Consider the following 20885-nt stretch of genomic DNA (forward strand, 5'->3'; position numbering starts at 1 on the left):
TAATACACTTACCTACGTATGCCCTTCCGGGCTATGATTTACAGCTTAATTGTCCCATTCACTCACCCTTATTCGCATTGCATGAATCGAAACATCTACGCAGTTAAAATTGCCCTTGGACTCAGTCTCCTCGCCAAAACATTGCTGCCTGAAACAGCACAGGCGCAGCAGTTAGGTATAGCCAACAGCAATTATGCCGGCACAAACGGCCTCTATACCAATCCCTCGGCTATAGCTGATTCCCGCCACAAGTTCTACCTGAGCCTTTTTTCAGCTGAGTTTGGCGCCACAAATAACTATCTGCGCTACGATGCACCTATGTCGCTGCTGAAGCTGGCTCGTCAGGGCGAGGAGTTTAAAAGTGAGTACATTCAGGAGAACTTGAACGGCAAGCAGAAGCTCGTGATGGCCGGTGCAGACTTCAGAGGTCCGGCGTTTATGTGGCAGTTAAGCCCCCAGCACAGCATTGCAGTAACAACGCGCGTACGTACCGCTTTCCAGGCAAACAATCTGTCAGAGGAAGTGGCGCGACTGTATAAAGTAGCGGATGGCGAAGACGACAGCTACCTGTACAAACCCTACACCGGCAACAACATGAACCTGAATGCCAATGTGTTTTCGGAGTTTGGCCTGAGCTATGCCCGGGTAGTGCTGGACCAGGGGCCACATTTTGTGAAGGCAGGTATAACCCTGAAGCGCCTCAACGGTGGCTCGGCCGCTTTCCTTAACCTGGAAGATACGGACCTGCAAGCCGAGGAAAGAATGGTAGAAGGCACTGACGATGCAGAATACGTAGTGAAACTAGATAAAGTGCATGCCCGCTATGGCTATGCGGCTGCGCCAGAATTTGACGCGGCTGAAAGTGGTGACATCCTCGGTTTGTTGCTAGGCGGCAAAAGTGCTGGCAGCGGATGGGGTGCCGACCTGGGCTTTACTTACGAGTACCGCACGAGCAACTCGGATTACCAGATCACACGCAATGGACAGCAACTTACCAACCTTGAACAAAACAAGTACAAATACAGGGTAGCTGTGTCGCTGATGGATGTTGGAGGCATCCATTACAATAACCCGGATTTGGTATGGGCTTACGACGTAACACGCACTAACAAAGAGGTGAACCTCTCAGACATAGGAGACGCAGAAACAACTGAGGATAAGCTGGACTACCTAAACGAACAGTTGGATGTGAGCGAAAGCGAAAAGCAGACTTCTTTCCGCGCCTCTTTACCCACCGCCCTGAACATTAATATTGACTATCGCCTGACGCGAAACATTTACGCGAATGCCACTCTGATCCAGGGTGTACGTGGCCGCAATACAATCGGAATGCGCCAGAATTCGCTGTTTGCTATTACACCACGTGCTGAGTTCAAAAAGTTTGAGCTGGCTATGCCGGTGGCCCTGCAAAACAACTATTCAGTGCTGACTGTAGGTGCTATGGTGCGTTTCATGAACTTTTACATCGGCTCTGATAACATCGGGGGTGCCCTTAACCTAGGCAAGCCATATGGCGCCAATGCCTACATTGGCGTATCGTTGCTACCTATTCTGCAACGCAACCCGAAAGAGAAGAAATCAACTCCGGCCACTGTTCAACAGCCTGGTTAAGAGCAGGTAGCGCTGTATACCTTAAACCCCGTACCTGGAAAAGGTCACGGGGTTTAATTTTTATACTTAGTTGACCAAATTAGCAGTACGATGTTATCTGGTCGAGCAGATATTTTTACCTGCTGGCCTAATTCTTTTAAACTTAATTAAATTTATCATATTAGAAATATCCTACAATCCAATAACACTCTATATATAGACTACTTATAATCTATAAGCATATCAAAATGATTGGATCAAGGAACCGGATTGGTCATTTTGATTGAAATCTGTTCGCTAAGGCCATAGTCTTGTCGATAACAGGTCAAGGTATATGGGCTTTATTTTAAGATTGCAGTAAATAATACTGCCAGTTGATATCTCCAAACTTGATTTTGGCTCCCCTTGCTGATTTATTATCGGATTAACTTAATAAATAAAGTTCAATTACGGTTTACGATTTATTTTGTTTCAGAAATAAACATAATTTAAATTAGCATCCGAATCACGGCGAAAGCGCTTTCAGATTCCGGCTCCTATACCTGCACTATGAAAATTGGCGAAGCCCGGGTTATCATTACTACCCAACTGCCTCGCCGCCATACGTTGTTAGTACCAATTACCTTTTTACAGTATGCACCGAAGGTTGTGTGTCGCACTGTTTCTGTTTTGCATCTTCGCATGCCAAGCCGGAATCAGGAGACCTACAAATTCACAGACCAGCTTATCAGAGACCGGCTTCTTCCCTTTCTCTATATTCCCCTATAACACTTCGCAGCAGACGACTGCCGTAGCGTCCACCACGGGCGGCTCTGTATACATGTCACCTGCCACTTCAGACATTAGTAGTAACAACGCCTTTAAAAGAGATCCCGAAACGCAACGCAGCATCTATTACAATGTGGTAGCAGCAGACGGAAGCGTGGTACAACGGCAGGCTATACCTGGCTCCGCTTACATTCATTTCGACGAGATGCTCGATGAAATCATGCAGCGTTACGATGTGCCCGGACTTGCCATTTCCATCACCCGAAACGGCGAGCCGGTTTTTGTCAGAAGTTACGGCTATGCTGACAAGGAAAAAGGAGAGCTCGTGAGCGACCAGAGCCTGTTCCGGATTGCCAGCCTATCTAAGCCCATCACGAGCGCCGGTATCCTAAAACTGATACAGGACGGAAAGTTTAGGTTGGCAGATAAGGTATTTGGTCCGGAAGGCATCCTGGCAGACGAATTCCCGGAACCAGCTGATCCTAACATAGCTCAGATCACCATCAATCATTTACTCACCCATACCTCCGGATGGCCCAACAGCAAACGCGATCCGATGCTGGTCGATGGCGCTGTTACGGCCAGAGAGATCATTACAGAGCAGGTGCAGCACCAGGTCCTGGAGCACCAGCCCGGCTCAACTGTTATTTACTCTAACCTGGGGTATAGCATCCTGGGCCGGGTAATCGAAAAAGTGACAGGTAATCCTTACCAGAATTTTGTACAGGAGGAAATTCTACATCCGGCAAAGGTTTTCGGAATGCAGATAGCGGGCGACTCGGCAGCAGAACAGGTACCGGAAGAGGTGAAATACTACCAGCGGGAGCACAATCCCTACTCGTATAACATGGCACGTATGGACGCGCATGGCGGCTGGCTGTCGAGCACAGGCGACCTGATGCGCTTCATGGCCCTGATCGATCGCAACCCGGCTATACCTGACCTGATAGAAGAAAACCTGCTGCAGACTACTTATTTTGGTGGCGACACCTGGACCCACTATGGCTCCCTCCCGGGCACCACGGCCGTGCTGTCCAGGGTCAACGACGAGTACAGCTTTGTGGTGCTGGCCAATACGCGCTACAACCGCTCACCCAACCGGATCGCTGATGAAATAACCGATGCCCTCCGAGAGAAGATCCTGTCCATGGAAAGCTGGCCTACCGGTGTGGAGCAACTGGCCACTAACGACTAGCGGGAGCAGCCGGGAGCTCTAACACCGCCACCACCGGCCGATGGTCTGAGGCGTAGCTTTCCGGCACCACATGCTGTGAGAGAACTTTCAGATTAAACGTGCGCGAAAAAACGATGTAATCGATGATGCGGTCGGGATTGTCTTGCGGGAAAGTAGGTTCGCAATCGGTCTGGCAGGTACGCTGAAATACACCGTCAAGCGCAGCAATGGCGGGGCTATCTGGATAGTCGTTGAAGTCGCCGGCCAGGATGAAAGGCCCTTCCTGAGCTTCGGCAATGTTGTTGATGGTTTGTACCTGCTGCAGGCGGTTGTCACTGCTCAGCACATCTAGGTGGGTGCTGCCAAATAGAATGCGCTGCCCACCCGGTAACTGCACGGTAGCAAGTGCTACTACCCGGTCTTCCGCTTGCGGTTCGGCCTCCTCGGGCAGCGGCACTTTCTGGGTATCTGACAGTGGAAAGCGCGACAGGATCGCTACGCCATACTCGCCTCCACCAAAATCAATGGCCTTAGCAAAGTAGTAGTGCATCCCGAGCAGTTCGGCCAATGCTTTAGCCTGGTTGACATTTCCTGATCGTGCAATATTCACATCCACTTCCTGCAGGGCCACCAGATCCACCGATTCCTTTCGGATCACGTTTGCAATCGTCTCCAACTCCACCACACCCTTCTTACTTGGCGGATTCGCATGGCGAATGTTATAGCTCATGACGCGAAGTTGGGTCACGGGAGTTTCAGATGCGTGTTTAGCTGTGCTTTGCCGGGAGCTTGGCGCACAGGAAATCAGCAGCAACAGGCCACTTAAATACAGCAGCGACAGATTGGAAAAGAAGCGCATAGGTATAGCTAAAGGTATAGTTTCGTAAATATAACGATCTGTTGGTGTGGTCGCAGCATCTGGCCTGCTCTTTTCAGGTATAGCTTGGCGTAAGCCGGAACCCGGAACTTTATACCTGTAGGGACTAACCTCAGACACTACCGGATTCCAAACAAATGTGCCAGAACCCAAAAAGAGTTCTGGCACCTGCATGCTATACCTGGTCAGGCAAATTGCTATACCTGCATCAGTGAAAGGCTATACCTGGTAAGAGACAATACAAGCTATACCTGGCAAAAAGCTATACCTAGCGAACGGCACTTTCCGGCCTGGCTAGTTTCACTTCATCCCGGTATACATTTCCGAAACGATCGGTTACAAGCACGGCAAAAGTTGTTGCTCCAGCTGATGGTTTGGCAAAGAACAGGTGATCGGTTGGCTGTGGCTCCACCCATTTGTGCTTGGAAGGTTTGGCAGTTCCCTCATGCAGCTCTACTGACAAAGGATCCAGCCCGGTTTCACGAGTCATTTCGCCCATGCGCTTGCCGTCTTCCAGCCACTCCACTTTCCAGCTTGGGTCCCAGTTCCAGACGTTCACAGCCACCTGCTCCGGCTTGGCGGCCATAGCCCCTACCGGGTATACCCGCAACTGGTGCTCGCGCGGCAGTCCCGTCGATTTGTAGTACCACTGCAATTCGCTACCCTTCACCTCATACACGCCATAGCCGCTCGGCGTACCGTCGTAGCAGATCGGGCCGGTCCACCAGGCACCGCAAATCGTACCGTGTACGTGCTCGATGATGTTGTCGCCCTCAAAGATCTTCTCGTTGAAATGGGTATGACCCGACATAATGTGCGCTTTGTACGGCTGCAGCAGACGGTATAATTCTTTACGGTTCGACACCACACCGCCCAAGGATGGCTCTTTCTCTTTATTGCGCTCATGCTGGCGGGTATAGGCCGGTATGTGCAAGCTAACTACCACCGTTGAACCGGGCTTTACAGTCGCCAGATCCTGTTCAAGCCAGGCCAGCTGCCGCTCCGTCAGGTAACCTATGTATTTCTTGGCCGTGCCGATAAAGAACACATCATCCAACACCACATAATGCACCTCTCCCCTGTTGAAGGAATAATAGGTCGGCCCGAACAGCTCCTTGAATTTATCTGTGGAGCCTTCGTCGGTTCGGGCATCCAGGTTCATGTCGTGGTTGCCGATCACCTGGAAGAAAGGGATACCGGCTATGGCCAGCGCCTCCTGGTAGTCGTCGAAAAGCTCAAACTTGTCCCACACCAGGTCACCGCAGCCAATGCCGTGAAAAAGGGTGTCTTTGGGATAACTGCTGACCAGCGCTTTCAAGTCAGGCGCCGACTCGCGCTTCAGCTGCTCCGCGTCTGCTTTGGAGATGATCTGCGGGTCGGCCCATACTACGAAGTTGTGCTGCGTGTCGTCCTGCGCAAGGCGTTTCAGCTCAAAGTCCGCTTTGAAACGACCCCGCTGCGGTGCAATTCTTTTGTAGAAACGGGTAATGCTCTTTTCGTTTTCGAACTCGTAGCCGCGCGGTATGGACAGGTATACAAAGTCAGCGGTAGCATTGCTGAGGAGTTCGTAGCGGCCAGCCGAGTCGGTGGTCACCACGTTAATACCGTCGGTTACAGACACGCTGGCTATACCTTTGCCATTGGCGTATACCTTGCCGCTCAGGGTTACGGTGCTCAGGTCTTTGCCGCGGACAGGTATAGCGGGTTTGGCCTGCAGGATACTAGGCGCCAGCGTCAGGCCCATACCTGCCAGGCCGAGGGATTTAAGGAAGGATCTTCTTTTCTGAGACATTGTTAAATCAGTCTGAAATGGTTGTTACAATTATAAAAGGAGTCGCGCCCAGTCCGAGCAACGACTCCCTGTTTTCATAGCTTTTGTAGGATTACTTTTCCCACCAAACTTTGGTATTTATATCGTCGCCGCCCATGCGCTCCACGGCTTTTTTGTAGTTCTCGCCGTTCATCTGCTGCACGTTGGCTGGGTAGCGGAAACGCACCGGCACTTGCTGGTTATTCATCATACCTTCCGTTTTAGGCAACACGGGCAGGCCCGTGCGGCGGTACTCAAACCACTGCTGGTAATCGGTAAAGTACAGCCCCAGGTACTTCTGCAGCATAATGCGCTCCAGGGAGCCATCGTAAGCAGCGGCCGGGTTTTCAAAGTAATCGGCCGGCACTTCGGCGCCCCACTGCGCAATGGCAGCCTTTACGCCTCTTTCGTAGTGCGACTGCGCATCGGCACCGGCAATGCCTTTCTGCTCCAGCTCAGCCTTGATGAATTCCACCTCGGCATAACTCATCATAACCGCAATCATTGGTGTGGTTACCAAAGCGATGTTCGGACTGGATGGGGAGAAATCGAACTGGGCACTGTTGCTGTCAAAACCACTCGGGATGCCCTTGTAACCCACCTTGGTTTTGCCGTCTGTTAACGTTGCCTCCCCAAAGAACTTCGGACGGCGCGGATCGTTCAACGCGTTCAGTTTGTCGATAAAGAAAGAGGAGGCTGCACGGCCTGTTCTAAAATCAACGGCACGACCCCACGGCGATATCATCGGTGGTATGCCCGTAATTTTAAGGATAGCCGCCTGTTCGTTGCTGGTAAACACCGGGTTTGCCTCCGGATTGTTGATGATCTCGGCCAGGCGGGCCACTGCATTCATCTCTGACTTGTTAGATACCCGGAGCAGCAGGCGGAGGCGCAGTGAGTTGGTGAAGCGCTGCCAGTTTGTTACGTTGTTGCCATAGAGAATATCCGTGCCGTACACCATACCCCTGGAAGTGCTGTAGAGGGTGTTTGCCCGCTCCAGGTCAGCCAGTATTTTGGTATAAACCTCCTGCTGTGTATTAAAGGCAGGGTAGAAAATCTTTTCATCACCACGCGATGCCTCATCCATGGGCACATCCCCGAAGGAGTCCGTCAACAGCGAGTATACCCAGGCATTCAGGGTAAGGGCAATCGCCTCGTAGTTAGGATCTTCTGCCGCTACAGCTGCCGCCTGCATTTCCTTGATATTGGCAATCCAGCGGTAGTAAGTGTTCCAGGTCGAGTTGCCGGCGCTCTCCCCGATGTCATAACGGTGCACGCCACCGGATGCGCTCGGGTATGGCAGTGCCACCTGCATCAGATCAAACGTGAAGGAATTGCTACGGGTAGCGTTAAAGCTCGACACCTCATAAATGATCAGGTTGAGCAATGTGCCGGGGCTGATCTTTTCGATGAGGTTCGGGTTGATGTTGATTTCCTCGAAGTCATCGGTACAGGAAGAATTAAGGCAGGTCAGGACCACCAGCACTGCCAGGAATTTATTTATACGTGTTGTCATTGCATGTATATTTTAGGAAGCTGGCCTGAGAACCCCCAGGCCAGGCTATTTTTTCAAGTTCAATTTAAAGCTGCAGGGTAACGTTCATACCGAAGGTTCTGGTAGAAGGCATCTGCCCCATCTCCACACCCGGCATGATAGTGCCGCCATTCAGCGCGGCCGTCTCCGGATCGAACATCGGGAACTTGGTAATCATGGCCAGGTCGCGACCGTACAGTGCCACACTGGCCCCGTTGATAAACCTGGTCTTAGCGAGCAGCGTTTTTGGCAGATTATACTCCAGGCGTACTTCGCGCAGCTTCAGGAAGGAAGCATCGAAGGAGTTAGACTCCACGTTCGCGCGACGATAGTAGCGCGTGTAGTAGGCCTGAGGCTTTACTTTTACTGTGTTTGGCGAGAAAGTACCGTCGCCGTTGTCCACTACGCCATCGCCTATAATAAAACCATCCTCACGGCCCATCAGCGTGCTTTTCAACTTGCCTTGTTCCGCCATTTTATGGTGCGTCTGGGAGTAAATGATGCCGCCGTACTGGCCATCAAGCAATACATTGAACCGGAAGTTTTTGTAAGAGAATTCGTTATTGAAACCGGCCTTCCAGTCAGCGTAGGCATTGCCGATGTACTGCGTTTCAGCAGGGTAAGCCGGCAGGCCTGCCTTGTCGTACACGATCTGTCCGTCGGGGCTTCTCACAAAGCCAAAGCCGTAGATGTCGCCTGTGCTTCCGCCCACTTTAGCGATGATGCTTGCCTGTCCGCCCATGTGCAGCACCTGCTGATCGGTTCCGAGGTCCTCCGCCAGCTCCATTACCTTGTTGTCGTTCTTAGACCATACCATCGACGTGTTCCAGCGGAAACCGCTTGTTTCTACCGGCGTGGCGTTCACCATCAGTTCTACACCCTGGTTGCGCACCTTTCCGGCGTTCATTACAGCCCTGCTATAGCCTGTAGTAGGGTCGAGCGGGATTTCGAGGATCTGGTTTTCCGTGAAGCTTTGATACAGAGTAATGTCCATGCCCAGGCGACCCTGGAACAACCTGTACTCCAGGCCGGCCTCATAGCTGGTGGTTAGTTCAGGCTTAAAGTCCTTATTGTGTAGTGTAGTAGGCACTGAGCCAGAGGCTGCGAAGTCGCTCTGTCCGTAGTACTTTCTGGTCCTGTAAGGCCGTGTATCGTTACCCACTTTCGCTGCAGAGAGTCTCAACTTGGCATAAGACACCTGGCGCGGCAGCGTGAAGATATCGCTCAGAATAAAGCTGGAGCTGATGGAAGGATAGAAAAAGGAGTTGTTCTGTACCGGCAGTGTAGAGGACCAGTCGTTACGACCCGTCACGTCTACAAACACCTTGTCCTGATAAGAGAAGGTGGCCAGACCATACAAGCTGTTCACGTGCTTGTTTGAGTGGTTTGTTGTCATCATCGGGTTGCTGAGGCCGTTGGAGAGTTTGTATACCGCAGGGATGACCAGGCCATCAATCACCCCGTTTGTCAGTCTGTATTTTTCACGTCTGGCGTTGCCGCCAAATGAAGTCCTGATATCAATATCGCTTCCTATCTTGTCTTTGTAAGTAACCAGGAAGTCGTTATTGATCTCATAGTCGAAGATGTTCTGCTCCTTGTAGTAACCGAGCGGAAAGTTGGCCGTGTTAAATGGACGGCGCTGCGCTCGGTCCTCCTGTCTTGTCGTAAGCGCAGAGCGCACCAGCAGGTCAAACTTCGGAGAGAACTCATAAGTAGCCGAGAGATTACCCACCGTTGAATAGTTATTCATGGCATTGGTCATCTCGTAGGCTATCACATAGGGGTTGTCGATGTAAGAGCTAAACGGGTGAATCTGTTCCAGCTGCTCTTTGCCCGCTTTCCATCTTGGCTCGTACCAGGCCAGATCCACGTTCGGGTTCTGGAAGATCATGAAGTAGGCAATCGACTGGTTGCTGTAGCCGGTGCCAGGCAGGTTGTCGCTTTTCTTGTGCGTGAAGTTAATTTTGGAGTTCAGCTTCAGCTTATCCGACACGTTGTAGTTCAGGCTCAGAGCGGCCGTCATGCGCTCAAATCCGGTGTTGGGCATGATCCACTCGTTCTTAGAATGCGTCAGCGAGGCGCGTGCCGAACCACGGTCATTGCCGCCGTCCACGGCTACACTGTTCGCAATGGTAGAACCTGTTCTAAAGAAGCCTTTGATATTGTCTTTGTAGGGTCTCCACAACTGGCGCTCAGCCGATTGCCCCTCCAGGGTGGGATCATACTGGTAGAAGTACTGTCCGTCAAACTTAGGACCATAGGCGCTACTGGTACTGCCTGTATTCTTGCTGTCCTCTGACACGTGGTAGGAGTAAACGGGCTTTCCGTTCTTGTCCAGCTCATGCGTTCCCTGCCCATACTCATACTGGTAATCCGGCCACTGCAGCACATCGTTAAAGCTGAAGTTGGAGTTCACTGTCACGCCCAGGCCTTTTTTCCTGTTGGTGCCGGATTTGGTGGTGATGATTAGTACGCCGTTGGCGGCACGGCTGCCATAGAGCGCCGCCGCGCTTGGACCCTTCAGCACGGTGATGCTTTCAATGTCGTCGGGGTTGATATCGGCAATGCCGTTGCCAAAGTCCACCGGGATATCGTTGCCTGAGCCTGCCCCATAAGCATTGTCAACGCCTGAACTGGTCATTCCGCTGTTGAGCGGTACACCATCCAGTATAATCAGCGCATTATTACCGTTAGGATCCAGCGAGTTATCCCCGCGCAGCGATATGCGTGTAGAATTTACTGGCCCTGAACCAGGAGACACCAGGCTCAGACCTGCCACTTTACCGGAAAGGGCGCTTGCAAAGTTATTGGAGCGAGCGTTGGTAAGGCTTTCGCCGCTAACTGTTTGGGTAGCATACCCCAGGGCTTTCTCCTCCCGCTCTATACCTAAGGCGGTTACCACGACCTCGTTCAGCTGATTCTGATTGGGCTGTAGCTGGATGTTGATAAAATCCTTACTTCCGACAGGCAGTTCCTGCGCGAGATACCCGATAAAGGACACCACCAGTACATCGTCCTGGTTGCGGACATTCAGTTTGTAATTGCCATTTCCATCGGTGATTGTGCCATTAGTGGTGCCCTTCACGGCCACACTGGCACCCGGCAGTCCTGTGCCCTGTTCGTCGGTTACTTTGCCCTGAATGGACAGCGACTGTGCCACGGCCACCTGACAGCAAAGCAGCAGGAGCAACATGGCAGAAAGTTGCCGTTTTAAAAGTGTAAAAGTTCTTAATAGCATAGCGAAAGATGTTGGTTTATCTGGTCGCAAAGCTATTCCTGGCAGGTTACCCAAATATTAAGGAAAGGAAATGTAAAGGTTAAGGAATCGGGAGGAGTATCCGAAAATCTTGACCTTTTAATAATGTATAAAATACCTGTACTTCATTTAAGGAGATGTCTTACACCCAATGCCATCAACTTAAGCAGCTGCTCGCAATTGCTCTTTCGAATTGATCAATCCGAAAGTTAGCTGTAGGGGATTTCCTAATCTCCGAATTATGAAAGACGGTAAGCGCGGGTAAGGATACCCGCAACACATGGTAGAAGTGGAGCCTGTAATCGCTTATTCACAGGTATAGGCGTTCTAGGGAACTTAACCCCATCCCGGCTTTCCCCTTTTATTGAGGGTCCTACCCCAAAGAGTCATGCACGATGAACCCACCCCTGCCCCTCTCGAGAGGGGAATTTGTGAACGATTAACATCCCCCTGCCCCCTTCGAAGGGGGACTTTCTGCCATTACCAAAGTCAGGTATAAGCCCTGTCTTTGCTGTCACAGACCACTGTCAGGTATAGCAAGACAAACTCGCACGCTAGCAATGGAACAAACTGCAGTTCACGGTGCACCGATGACGATTTTGTGTTTGAGCGGTCAGCGAGTTTAAAAGCGTCTTGATTTTTTTGCCTACTTTTTTTATCAAGAAAAAAAGTAGGGCCCGCCCGGCCAGGGCAAGCTATAGAACAACTCAGTTTGCTATACCTGCAACAGCCATCACCACAAGTTATGCTGATGCTAAACCTGCGGTACGCTATACCTATAACCACCATAGCATACTCAAGCTACGACGCTCGCGTCATTTCTACCACACCTACCGGCTCAAATGCTCTCTTTCTGCCAGCGTGAATATATCTCCTAAGGTATAGGTATGCACGCCGGGCTGGGCGGCTATACCTGCGTTGATCATGGCCTGCGCCACTACCTTGTCTTCGTAGGGTTTGTACTTGCCTGCAATACCTACTTTATCTAAAAAGTGCATTACCTTATAGGCTACTTCCTCGCCGGTGCGGCTCTCTTTGCGGTCGCCGTGCAGCAGGCCGGGCTGTATGATGCTGATGCTCTGGAAGTCGAGCTTCTTCACATTCTCCTCCAGCGTGCCTTTCATGCGGGAATAGAAGATCATGGAATCCTTGTTAGCGCCTGATGAGGAAACAAGCACATAGGCCGGCACACCGTTTTTCGCGGCTGCTTCGGCGAACTTATACTGGTAGTGGTAGTCTACTTTGTACTGTTCGTTCTGACCACCTGCCTGCTTGAGCGTCGTGCCTAGCGTGGAGAAAAATATATCGCCTTTCACCAGGTGCTGCCACGATTCGGGTTTGTCAAAATCGATGAGGTGCTCTTCCAGTTTGGTGTTGGTTATACATAGTGAACGCCTGCCAAACACGGTCACTTTGCTGAAGCGTTCGTCGGTCAGTAGCTGCTGTACCAGTTGCGTTCCTACCAGGCCGGTTGCGCCTATTATGAGTGCTGTTTTCATCGTGTGCTTTGTTTATCAGTTCTTATTATAATTCTATACCTGCAACACGGGCTATTGTTTTACGTCTCCGGTTAGCTGCACAGAAACATCCCATAATTTAGCAGCCAGTTCCGGGCTAACTTGCGGATTCCGGCGACCGGGTCTGCGTTTGTAATAATACTCCCCATCCTGCCAGTCCTTGCCCGGCAAGGTGCTGATCAGCCAGAGCAGGGTATCAGCTCCTTGCTCAGGGGTGATCATCAGGAAACGCCCCAGCAAACCTTCATACGCCCACCTGATCAGGCCGCCCCCTTCCCGCGCAAAACCTGTCCCGACAACCCCCGGATGAAACGAAGCCGCCCACACGCCTCTAAAGCGCCGGCTAATTTCCATGGCATGCAGGATGTTCATCAGTTTGGCTGCTCCGTAAGCCGACATGCTTTTGTAGTTCTTCTGGTTTTCGAGGTCGTCGAACTTAATGCGGCCCATGAGATTGGCAGCGCTGGAGGTATTGATCACGATTGCCTTGGAGCTCTCCAGTCGTTCCTGGAGCAGTAGTGTGAGCAGAAAGCCTGACAAATGGTTGACCTGCAATGTCATTTCATGGCCGTCTGCGGTCATTCGTCTGTTAGCAATAATGCCGCCCACGTTGTTGACCAGTACATCAATACGGGGATATTTTGCCAGCAGATCCCGGGCAAAAGCGTGCACCTCCGCAAAGCGGGTGTAGTCCACGAGGTAATAGTCGCAGCCTATCTCTTCGGCCAGCTTTTTGGTTTCACCGGAACGACCCGTGATCACGACCTGCGCCCCCTGCCGTCGCAGGCTTCGTGCAGCCGCTGCGCCTATACCGGAACTGCCGCCCGTAATGATGATGGTTTTACCGCTGAGGTCTGCCTGCATGTTGGTATATCTTTATTAATTTTAATTAAAAATCTAAGGTAAGAACAGCTGCTGTCATACCTGACAGGTATAGAAATTCTGGTGCGGTCATATACGATTGTTCTGGCTTTTGCGCTGTGTGGTGGATATGAGCCTTCAGCTAATAACTGTAACATTAAAACTGTCCCTTTGACGGAAACAGCGGAGTGTTTCATGCTGGGAAAACCTGCACGGAAATCACCATCATACTGTTAAAATTCTTGGTGGCAAGTAGGTTAAGCTCTCGCCACTGCCTCTCAAGATTATTTCAGGTTGAAAAAAAGGGGACTGAATCCGCCTACACAACTCTTCGGGACATCCATATCCCGAAGCTTTCTGTTGGGGATGTCCACATCTCAGCGTGTAGGTTTGCAGGTATACGGTGATTAGGAAATCCCCTACCGTTTGCTTTCGCATTAATAAATCCGAAAGGGCCTGTGAGCTGGCGTTGCAGGTATACGGGGGTCAAGGATGTCCCCTGCAGAAACACTTCCGGAAACAGATGTTCGAAACAACAGTCTTATAAATACATCCGGACACCGTTTCAGGAGCAGTCTCAGCATTCAAAAGAGTATTCAAAATAAAGTACGGTGAGTGATAAAAGTGCTCATCAAAAGCATTTACCAGGGTGCTCAGGTAGTGTACGGATCAGGAAATCTGCTGCAGTCTAAGACGCGCATCAGAATTAGACTTTTTTTATTTAATAAATCAATATATATAACTAATTCTACAGGTAAGTCGTAATCTTTCTATTGTGCCTTAGTTTTTTCAAAGATGGCGCAATGTTGATCTAAATCCTTTTAAACAAAATAAAACGACTGAAAAATGGCTGAATTAAACGTTGAACCGAAAAAGAACAGACCCATCTGGATATGGCTCATACTGGCTCTTCTGGCCTTGCTGGCCATTATATTTTTAATGCGTGGATGTGACGACAACGACGTTGACCGTGACATGGACACAGATACTACAACTGCCACCACCGCAGCCACAACTGCTGGTGCTACCACCGGCGGCACAACCGGTGCTATGGATACCGACAGCCGCACAGCAACTGACGCCGACTGGGATGACATCGACCGCAACGCGCCGGTTGCCACCTACCAGGAGATCACTGACAGGGACGTGACTGTACGAGGCAATGATGAGTATGCCATTTACAGCGTCGATGAGACAATCCTGTTCGGTACTGATTCGAAGGAGATCCGCGCTGAGGCCGCACCGAAGTTAAAGCAGGTAGCACAATCACTGAACCAGCGCTACAACGATGGGCAGATACGCATTTATGGCTACACCGACTCCAAGGCCAGCAAAAATTATAATGAGCAGCTGGCTGAAGAACGGGCCGAGGCCGTTCGAAACTGGCTGACACAAAATGGCAACATCAATGCCGACCGCATTACGGTACATGCGGTAGGTGAGGCCGATCCGGCTGCCACCAACCAGACCGCCGAGGGGCGTCAGCAGAACAGACGCGTGGAGATCGTGGCACGACGCGGAAACTAAGCATCGGCGGCCCCGCATGAAAGAGAATTATTCGTGCGCCAGGAACACGCGTATAACCTATTAATACCAAGCCAGCTTATTAACTATTAACTTATTACGACGATGAATACAAACGAAGATTATAATGATAGAAACCGCCTGCAGGAATTGGGCGGCAGTGATTTCCAGATAGCAGAAGGAGAGCCTAACATCAAAGGCTGGAATGTGAAAGACCCGCAGGGCAACACCATCGGCGAGGTGGAAGAACTCCTCTTTGATCCGCAGAGCCGCAAGGTGCGTTACATCGTGCTCGACCTAGAAGGCAACTACCTCGATCTGGAACCGCGCCATGTGCTCATACCTATCGGGGTAGCCGAGCTACAGGATTCGGACGACGATGTGATCCTGCCAAATATCACAGCTGATCAACTGCAGGCGCTGCCGGTTTACGAGAAAGGCAGCCTGACACGGGATACAGAGATGTCTGTCCGCAACGTATTCGGAGGTATGGGGGCAGCTGGTGCTGCCGCCGGTGCTGCCGTAGCAGGCCGGGACACCCGCGATACGAATGATTTCTACAATGACCCTGCCTACGACGAAGATAGATTTTATCGTAACAGACCAACTCCTACCGGCGCACAGGAAGGCGATCAGACGATTCCGATCATCAAGGAGGATCTGAATATTGGTAAACGGGAAGTAGAAACCGGGGCAACCAACATCCGCACGCGCATTGTAGAGCGTCCTGTTGAGGAGCACATCAAATTACGCGAGGAGCACGTGGATGTGGAGCGCAGACCCGTTGATCGTCCGGCAACAGATGCCGACCTGGCAAATGCCAAAGAAGGTGAGATCAACCTGACAGAGCGTGCCGAAGAGGCCGTGATCAACAAAGAAGCCCGTGTGGTGGAAGAGATAAACCTTCGCAAGGACGTAACGGAGCACGACGAGACCATCCGCGACACTGTTCGAAATACGGAGGTGGACATAGATAAACTGGACCCGAATGATCCGCGTCGAAGGAATGTAGACCCGAAAGCCTCAAACAGGCCAATCGATCCGGACGATCCGACCAACCCGCCCAAACGGGAAGACCGAACTGATTCGCGGATATAATCAGATCATATAAAAAAATCCCCTCTGCTTTATCAGAGGGGATTTTTTTATTTATAGCGACGGGCTTTTAAAACCCAGCTGACTACAGACGACTCATGTCACCCTCCAGTTTTAGCAGAATGTTATTCAGGGACTCCTCCCCCATGCGATTGGCTTCCTGATCAAACTGCTCCAGGTATAGCCAGGTAAATTTTTTCGACGACTTCCAGAGATTGCGCAAAGGCTCCTGCGTGTTCTTTAGCTGCTCCTCTCCGCTGGCTACCACGGCACCGTTTTCGAGGAGTTGGTAGTGGAGTACCAGGTCAGTCGGGCGCGGTGTGATGGATTCCTCCCCCGATGTGATGTGTGCAAAGATCAGGAAAATGACACTGCCCTTGTTTACGTACATAAACTGGCCGGGCGTCTGCCGGATATCAACCACCAACTGTCTGCCAGCCAGTTTGTCCTGCAGGTTAAGTTTATCTGCTGCCTGGTACATACCACGACGCACGGAAGAGGCGGCCTTGCCCGGATCGAGCTCGCAGGAGATGGTGGAATTCCAACCCCAGTATACCAGTGCAGGTATAAATGAGCGCTCCAGCTGTTTGAATTGATTGCCCGTCTGTACGGTGGCTGGTGCATTCACCACCAGCGCATCGTGCTGCGGATGAGCTACCTGCTCTGTCTGCACACGTTGCTCCACAAACGACGCGTACTTTTTCGTGCCCATACAGCTCGTCAGGCCCAGGGCTGCCACCAGCAGCCAGGTAAAATTTTTCATAAGAATGTTTTTTGAGGTATACCCGCTGTGCATAGGACCTGTATGTTACATGATCCTAACCAAGGTATAGCCAGCGAGTATTTGACAAATATAGTACTTTAACCAGAATGCCAAAACAAGCCTATATAGCTGCTGTTATTTTTCGTATCTTAGGCATCATTTCAAATCTGCAGCCCTATACCTTTATCCTTTTTTCTGATGGCACAAGTATCTATCCACGACTTCGGCTGGGACCGCTATTATTACGCCTATGTGTGCATCGGCGGTTATGAATGCTACAGCGGGCGGTTCCGTGCCTGGAAACTCTACAGCCTCACCAGCGACGCCGTAAAAACCCTCAGTCAACGGAAGGAAGAAGTACACGCGCTTTTCGAGACACAGGAAGAACTCGAAGCGTACATCAAAGCATTGCGCGAGCAGCCGGCACCGGACACCGAAGCGATCAAGCTGAACAAGATCGGCAAGCAAGGCGGCGATCAACTGATCATCAGTTCAATTTTGTAAGGTATACCTTCCTGCAAGCTATACCTTAAACTGAAGCCAGTCCCCCACCCTGTCATTTCGACGAAAGGAGAAATCTGAATTTGATCACCGACCGCGACACCAACTTCGTTTATTTCAGCAGCCTGATCAAGGAGCGCCCGGCACTGCATGACTTCTGGCTATACCTGGAGAAAGCCCTTGAACGGGCAGGTATAGGGTATGGCTTTATCGAGAACACGAGTGACATCTGGTGCCGCGACTACATGCCGGTGCAGGTAGCTAAGGATAAGTTCGTGCAATTCAAATACTACCCCTCCTACTGCGACAACGATGAGTACCGGCACACGATCACCGATACTTCGCAGGTACAGCTTAAGACTCCTTTGGCCGGCTCACTATTTCAGCATCCGCTTGTCATGGATGGTGGAAACGTCGTTCGCTCCGGGAATGCGGTTATCTTGACAGAGCGGATATTCAGCGAAAACAAGAAGCTTGCAACAGAGGATGTGATAGCACAACTGCAGCATGCGTTGCAAGTCGAGGAGCTATACCTTATACCTAAGCAGTCCGATGATATGACCGGGCACTCTGATGGAATGGTACGCTTCCTGGATGACCATACCTTGCTGGTGGCAGATTACGAGAAGCATAGTAAAAGCTGGAAAGCCAGGTACGAGCGGGCCCTGCGGCGAACTGGTCTACAACTTGTCAAATTTCCCAATGTCTTTTCTGAGGAGCGGGATGACGATGGAGAGTACACTGCCATTGGCTGCTACATCAACTTTGCCTGGATCGGTAAGGTGATCCTGTTCCCGCAATTCGATATACCCGAAGATGCAGAAGCGCTGCAGTCGACACGAAGCATTTTCAGTGACTATGAAGTGATTCCTATACCTGCGCGCGAACTGGCCATAGATGGCGGCGTGCTCAACTGTGTGACTTGGAATGCGCAGGTATAAATACAGGTATCGGCGAACATTTCAGGTAGAGGCCGGTTAAGTATTTTTCTTTTGCGTAGATAGAACAATCCCGAAATAACGGCCTCCGGACTATGAAAAATATCAAGACACTTGCCATTCTGAACACCGTGTTTTTCCTTCTGCATCTGGTGCCTTCGCAACTCACGCAGCTGGAGCTTTTCAATAGCCAGACCATCGGCGAAGTGTCCGCAAAATATCCGGCGCTTTTCACCCCGGCAGGTATCACTTTTTCCATCTGGGGAATCATATACCTGGCGCTGTCTGCCTTCTGCATTTACCACCTCGTCAAAGCATTTAAGGAACCCGCCCTGCACGAAGCTAACGCGGACCTGAAAGGACTCGGCTTTCTTTTCATGCTCAACAACCTGGCTACCGGTGCCTGGACCATTGCCTGGGTAAACGAGCGCCTGCTGCTCTCGGTGGTTCTGATCCTGATCCAGCTGGTCACACTGTTGCTGATCCACCTCCGCCTGGGTATTTTTGACAGAAGCCGCTCAGCCGCATCTATTTGGTTTACGCAGGTGCCGCTGAGCTTGTACTTTGGCTGGATCATCATCGCCACGGTCGCCAACATCAGTTCTGCTTTGGTAGGTTTGGGATGGGATGGTTTTGGCCTGAGTGAAGGACTCTGGACGATGATCATGATCGTCGCGGCTACCCTGATCGTGGTGTTTGTGGTCTTTAGCCGGACGAATCCTGTGGTGGGTCTTGTCGGAGTCTGGGCACTCTACGGCATCATCCTCAAACACCGCGAACTGAGTGTAGCGGAAAGCCCGCAGATCATCACGACAGCCTGGATCTGTCTGGCGGTGGTAGGTTTGGTATCGTTACTGGTGTTTTTCAGGTATGGGAGAATTGTGCAGGAACAAGTATAGCCCGGCTATACCTGACAGATGGGTCATCTATTTCAACCACCGCCAGGCAGCTGAACGGACGCCTCATCAGGTGCTCATTTAATAAAAGTGCAAGGCCTCTTTAGTCGATCATCAACTCAATAACGAAATAAGCGACTGAGCCTACCAATAGCAGCGCAAGTGCAGTATTCGGTGTCATAGGCCATTCTGATTATAAGTGAAACATAGAACCATTTAAGTTCCTCTACTATAGTTAACTAGCTTGTTTACAGAAAGTTTCGCATAACAGCACGCCTTTTTCTAAACGATCCCTACCCTGTCATTTCGACGACAGGAGCAATCTGAATTCCTATACCTGATGAACTGGGCTGGCACCTTCCCTCACAAATAATCAAAATAAGCTATCTTCCCTTCCTGACCAACAGATCTTTCCTTACCTTAAGCCTTTGAATCCGGATAAACGGCGGCTATGCTGGCTAATGAAATAATCACCGGCAACAGGCGCTGCCGCATTGCATGCCCGGAGACCGACAAAAAGATGAAACGATTCCTTTGCTTTTCCTTGCTGCTGTTTACGTTCTCCTGCACCGTCCAGCGGCAAATGACGCTCCCAACCCGTCCGGCTGCTGCTCTGTCAGGGTCAGACTTTTACCAGCAAGCCGCCAGCTATACCTGGCAGCAGCGCGATTCGCTGGCTGTGCGGGAGATCCTGAGCGGCAATATGCCGGACTTCCTTCAAAAATTTGTGGCTATACCTGTCACCGCTACAAACGCCGGGGGCAAAACGATAGAAGCTACTTTTTATGCCAGCCCGGACTACGTAAGCATCGGGCACAACGCCAACTGGGCCCGCATCCCCCTCACCCCGATGGCCGCACAGCAACTGGCTGACAGCTTGGGTTGCTTTCTGCCTACCCGCAAAATGGTGGACACCATTTACAGGCAAGCCAGCGTAAAACTAGAGCCCCTCCCGCTCTACGCGCTCCGCGACAGTACACTTACCTTCTACCACCACCATCTCTTGATCGAAGGGCAGCGCCAGGGACGTAAGGGACTTATTGCCGGCATCAAAAAAGATGTCGTGATAAGCAGCAAAGTGAGCCGGGACCCACGACCCAACCGGGTGGCCATTTATGGCTGGCACCGCACAGATGGTAAACCCATACAGCCGCTTTATACCGGACACATCAACTGGTACGTCGACTACAGCCACGGCATCCGGCTCATACAGCGCAAGCTAAAGGTCAACGGCAAATGGATGGATTATACGCAGGTGCTGCAGGACCCCGAACTTCGGCAGTTGCTTTGCGATGAGGAGGTGTGTGATTTTATTGCTTATCCTGACTGATTATTAGTTTGTGTATGATTCGTCGATTACCGATCACGATGCGTGCGGATAGGTCGCGACCTGTCCCAACGAGAATGAACCAACTGCATTGCCCTTAAATAGGTGCTGCGCGATAAAACAAACAAGTTAGGTATAAAGGTGTCCTAAACTATTGTTTGGCTCAATGGTTAAAGAGCCGAAAACAATTACCTTAGAACGCACCATATGTCTATACTTCAATTAAAACCAACCATTCTGGTCGAAACGCCTTTGGGTACGGGCCAGGCAATCTTCATTATCGATTACGGCATGCACCAGAACACCTGCTGGGTGGTTGCTTTGCAAAAAGATGGGGTGATCAAGCATTTTGATTGCAACGATGTGATCCTGTCAACGAACTATACCTATGGCATGAACCTCCGGAAAAATCACTTCCCTGTGCAAAAGCCTTCTGCAGGTCCAGAATAAACGC

General features: G+C 51.0%; 16 protein-coding genes. 9 read left to right on the forward strand and 7 right to left on the reverse strand.

Going from position 1 to position 20885, the window contains the following annotated elements:
* Window positions 1-81: 81 nt before the first annotated feature.
* Window positions 82-1611 carry a DUF5723 family protein gene (locus AC4QZR_RS05210; protein ID WP_494479943.1) on the forward strand — a complete coding sequence of 510 codons (1530 nt, stop codon included), beginning with the start codon at window positions 82-84 and terminating at the stop codon, window positions 1609-1611.
* A 613-nt stretch (window positions 1612-2224) separates the two neighbouring features.
* Window positions 2225-3553 (forward strand): serine hydrolase domain-containing protein, encoded by a 1329-nt coding sequence (locus tag AC4QZR_RS05215; protein ID WP_494479944.1) that lies wholly within the window; start codon window positions 2225-2227, stop codon window positions 3551-3553.
* Here AC4QZR_RS05215 and AC4QZR_RS05220 read toward each other — a convergent pair.
* From AC4QZR_RS05220 to AC4QZR_RS05245, 6 genes are all read right to left on the reverse strand, one after another.
* Entirely contained in the window at window positions 3543-4577 is a 1035-nt protein-coding gene (locus AC4QZR_RS05220) for an endonuclease/exonuclease/phosphatase family protein (RefSeq protein WP_494479945.1), read from the reverse strand. The two genes, AC4QZR_RS05215 and AC4QZR_RS05220, sit on opposite strands and share 11 nt — an antisense overlap.
* 100 nt (window positions 4578-4677) lie before the next feature.
* Window positions 4678-6201, reverse strand: coding sequence for a calcineurin-like phosphoesterase C-terminal domain-containing protein (locus AC4QZR_RS05225; protein WP_494479946.1), 1524 nt, complete (start codon window positions 6199-6201; stop codon window positions 4678-4680).
* A 91-nt stretch (window positions 6202-6292) separates the two neighbouring features.
* Window positions 6293-7735: a SusD/RagB family nutrient-binding outer membrane lipoprotein gene (locus AC4QZR_RS05230; RefSeq protein WP_494479947.1), complete on the reverse strand. Its 1443-nt coding sequence runs from the start codon at window positions 7733-7735 to the stop codon at window positions 6293-6295.
* 64 nt (window positions 7736-7799) lie between these two features.
* The gene (locus tag AC4QZR_RS05235) at window positions 7800-10991 is read right to left on the reverse strand and encodes a SusC/RagA family TonB-linked outer membrane protein (RefSeq protein ID WP_494479948.1); all 3192 of its coding nucleotides are present in this window, start codon (window positions 10989-10991) and stop codon (window positions 7800-7802) included.
* Window positions 10992-11839: 848 nt separating this feature from the next.
* On the reverse strand, window positions 11840-12508 hold the full coding sequence (locus AC4QZR_RS05240) for an NAD(P)H-binding protein (protein WP_494479949.1): 669 nt from the start codon (window positions 12506-12508) through the stop codon (window positions 11840-11842).
* A 51-nt stretch (window positions 12509-12559) separates the two neighbouring features.
* Window positions 12560-13390, reverse strand: coding sequence for an SDR family NAD(P)-dependent oxidoreductase (locus tag AC4QZR_RS05245; RefSeq protein ID WP_494479950.1), 831 nt, complete (start codon window positions 13388-13390; stop codon window positions 12560-12562).
* An 843-nt stretch (window positions 13391-14233) separates the two neighbouring features.
* Here AC4QZR_RS05245 and AC4QZR_RS05250 point away from each other — a divergent pair.
* Together AC4QZR_RS05250 and AC4QZR_RS05255 are read left to right on the forward strand one after the other, a co-directional pair.
* On the forward strand, window positions 14234-14914 hold the full coding sequence (locus AC4QZR_RS05250; RefSeq protein ID WP_494479951.1) for an OmpA family protein: 681 nt from the start codon (window positions 14234-14236) through the stop codon (window positions 14912-14914).
* Window positions 14915-15016: 102 nt separating this feature from the next.
* Window positions 15017-16009: a DUF2382 domain-containing protein gene (locus tag AC4QZR_RS05255; protein ID WP_494479952.1), complete on the forward strand. Its 993-nt coding sequence runs from the start codon at window positions 15017-15019 to the stop codon at window positions 16007-16009.
* An 82-nt stretch (window positions 16010-16091) separates the two neighbouring features.
* Here AC4QZR_RS05255 and AC4QZR_RS05260 read toward each other — a convergent pair whose 3' ends face one another.
* Window positions 16092-16769 (reverse strand): hypothetical protein, encoded by a 678-nt coding sequence (locus AC4QZR_RS05260; protein ID WP_494479953.1) that lies wholly within the window; start codon window positions 16767-16769, stop codon window positions 16092-16094.
* 198 nt (window positions 16770-16967) lie between these two features.
* Between AC4QZR_RS05260 and AC4QZR_RS05265 the strand changes: the two genes are divergently transcribed.
* The 5 genes from AC4QZR_RS05265 to AC4QZR_RS05285 all read left to right on the forward strand — a co-directional run bounded on the left by AC4QZR_RS05265 (window position 16968) and on the right by AC4QZR_RS05285 (window position 20881).
* Complete coding sequence (locus tag AC4QZR_RS05265; RefSeq protein WP_494479954.1) at window positions 16968-17273, forward strand: hypothetical protein; 306 nt, start codon at window positions 16968-16970, stop codon at window positions 17271-17273.
* 80 nt (window positions 17274-17353) lie between these two features.
* A complete protein-coding gene (locus tag AC4QZR_RS05270) occupies window positions 17354-18211 on the forward strand; it encodes an agmatine deiminase family protein (RefSeq protein ID WP_494479955.1) in 858 nt (285 codons plus the stop codon).
* A gap of 92 nt (window positions 18212-18303) precedes the next feature.
* Window positions 18304-19107, forward strand: a complete 804-nt coding sequence (locus tag AC4QZR_RS05275) for a TspO-related membrane protein (protein WP_494479956.1) — start codon at window positions 18304-18306, stop codon at window positions 19105-19107.
* A 517-nt stretch (window positions 19108-19624) separates the two neighbouring features.
* On the forward strand, window positions 19625-20434 hold the full coding sequence (locus tag AC4QZR_RS05280) for a hypothetical protein (RefSeq protein WP_494479957.1): 810 nt from the start codon (window positions 19625-19627) through the stop codon (window positions 20432-20434).
* A 204-nt stretch (window positions 20435-20638) separates the two neighbouring features.
* Window positions 20639-20881 (forward strand): hypothetical protein, encoded by a 243-nt coding sequence (locus tag AC4QZR_RS05285; protein ID WP_494479958.1) that lies wholly within the window; start codon window positions 20639-20641, stop codon window positions 20879-20881.
* Window positions 20882-20885: the final 4 nt, after the last annotated feature.

Source organism: Pontibacter sp. YIM B11418 (assembly GCF_059278805.1).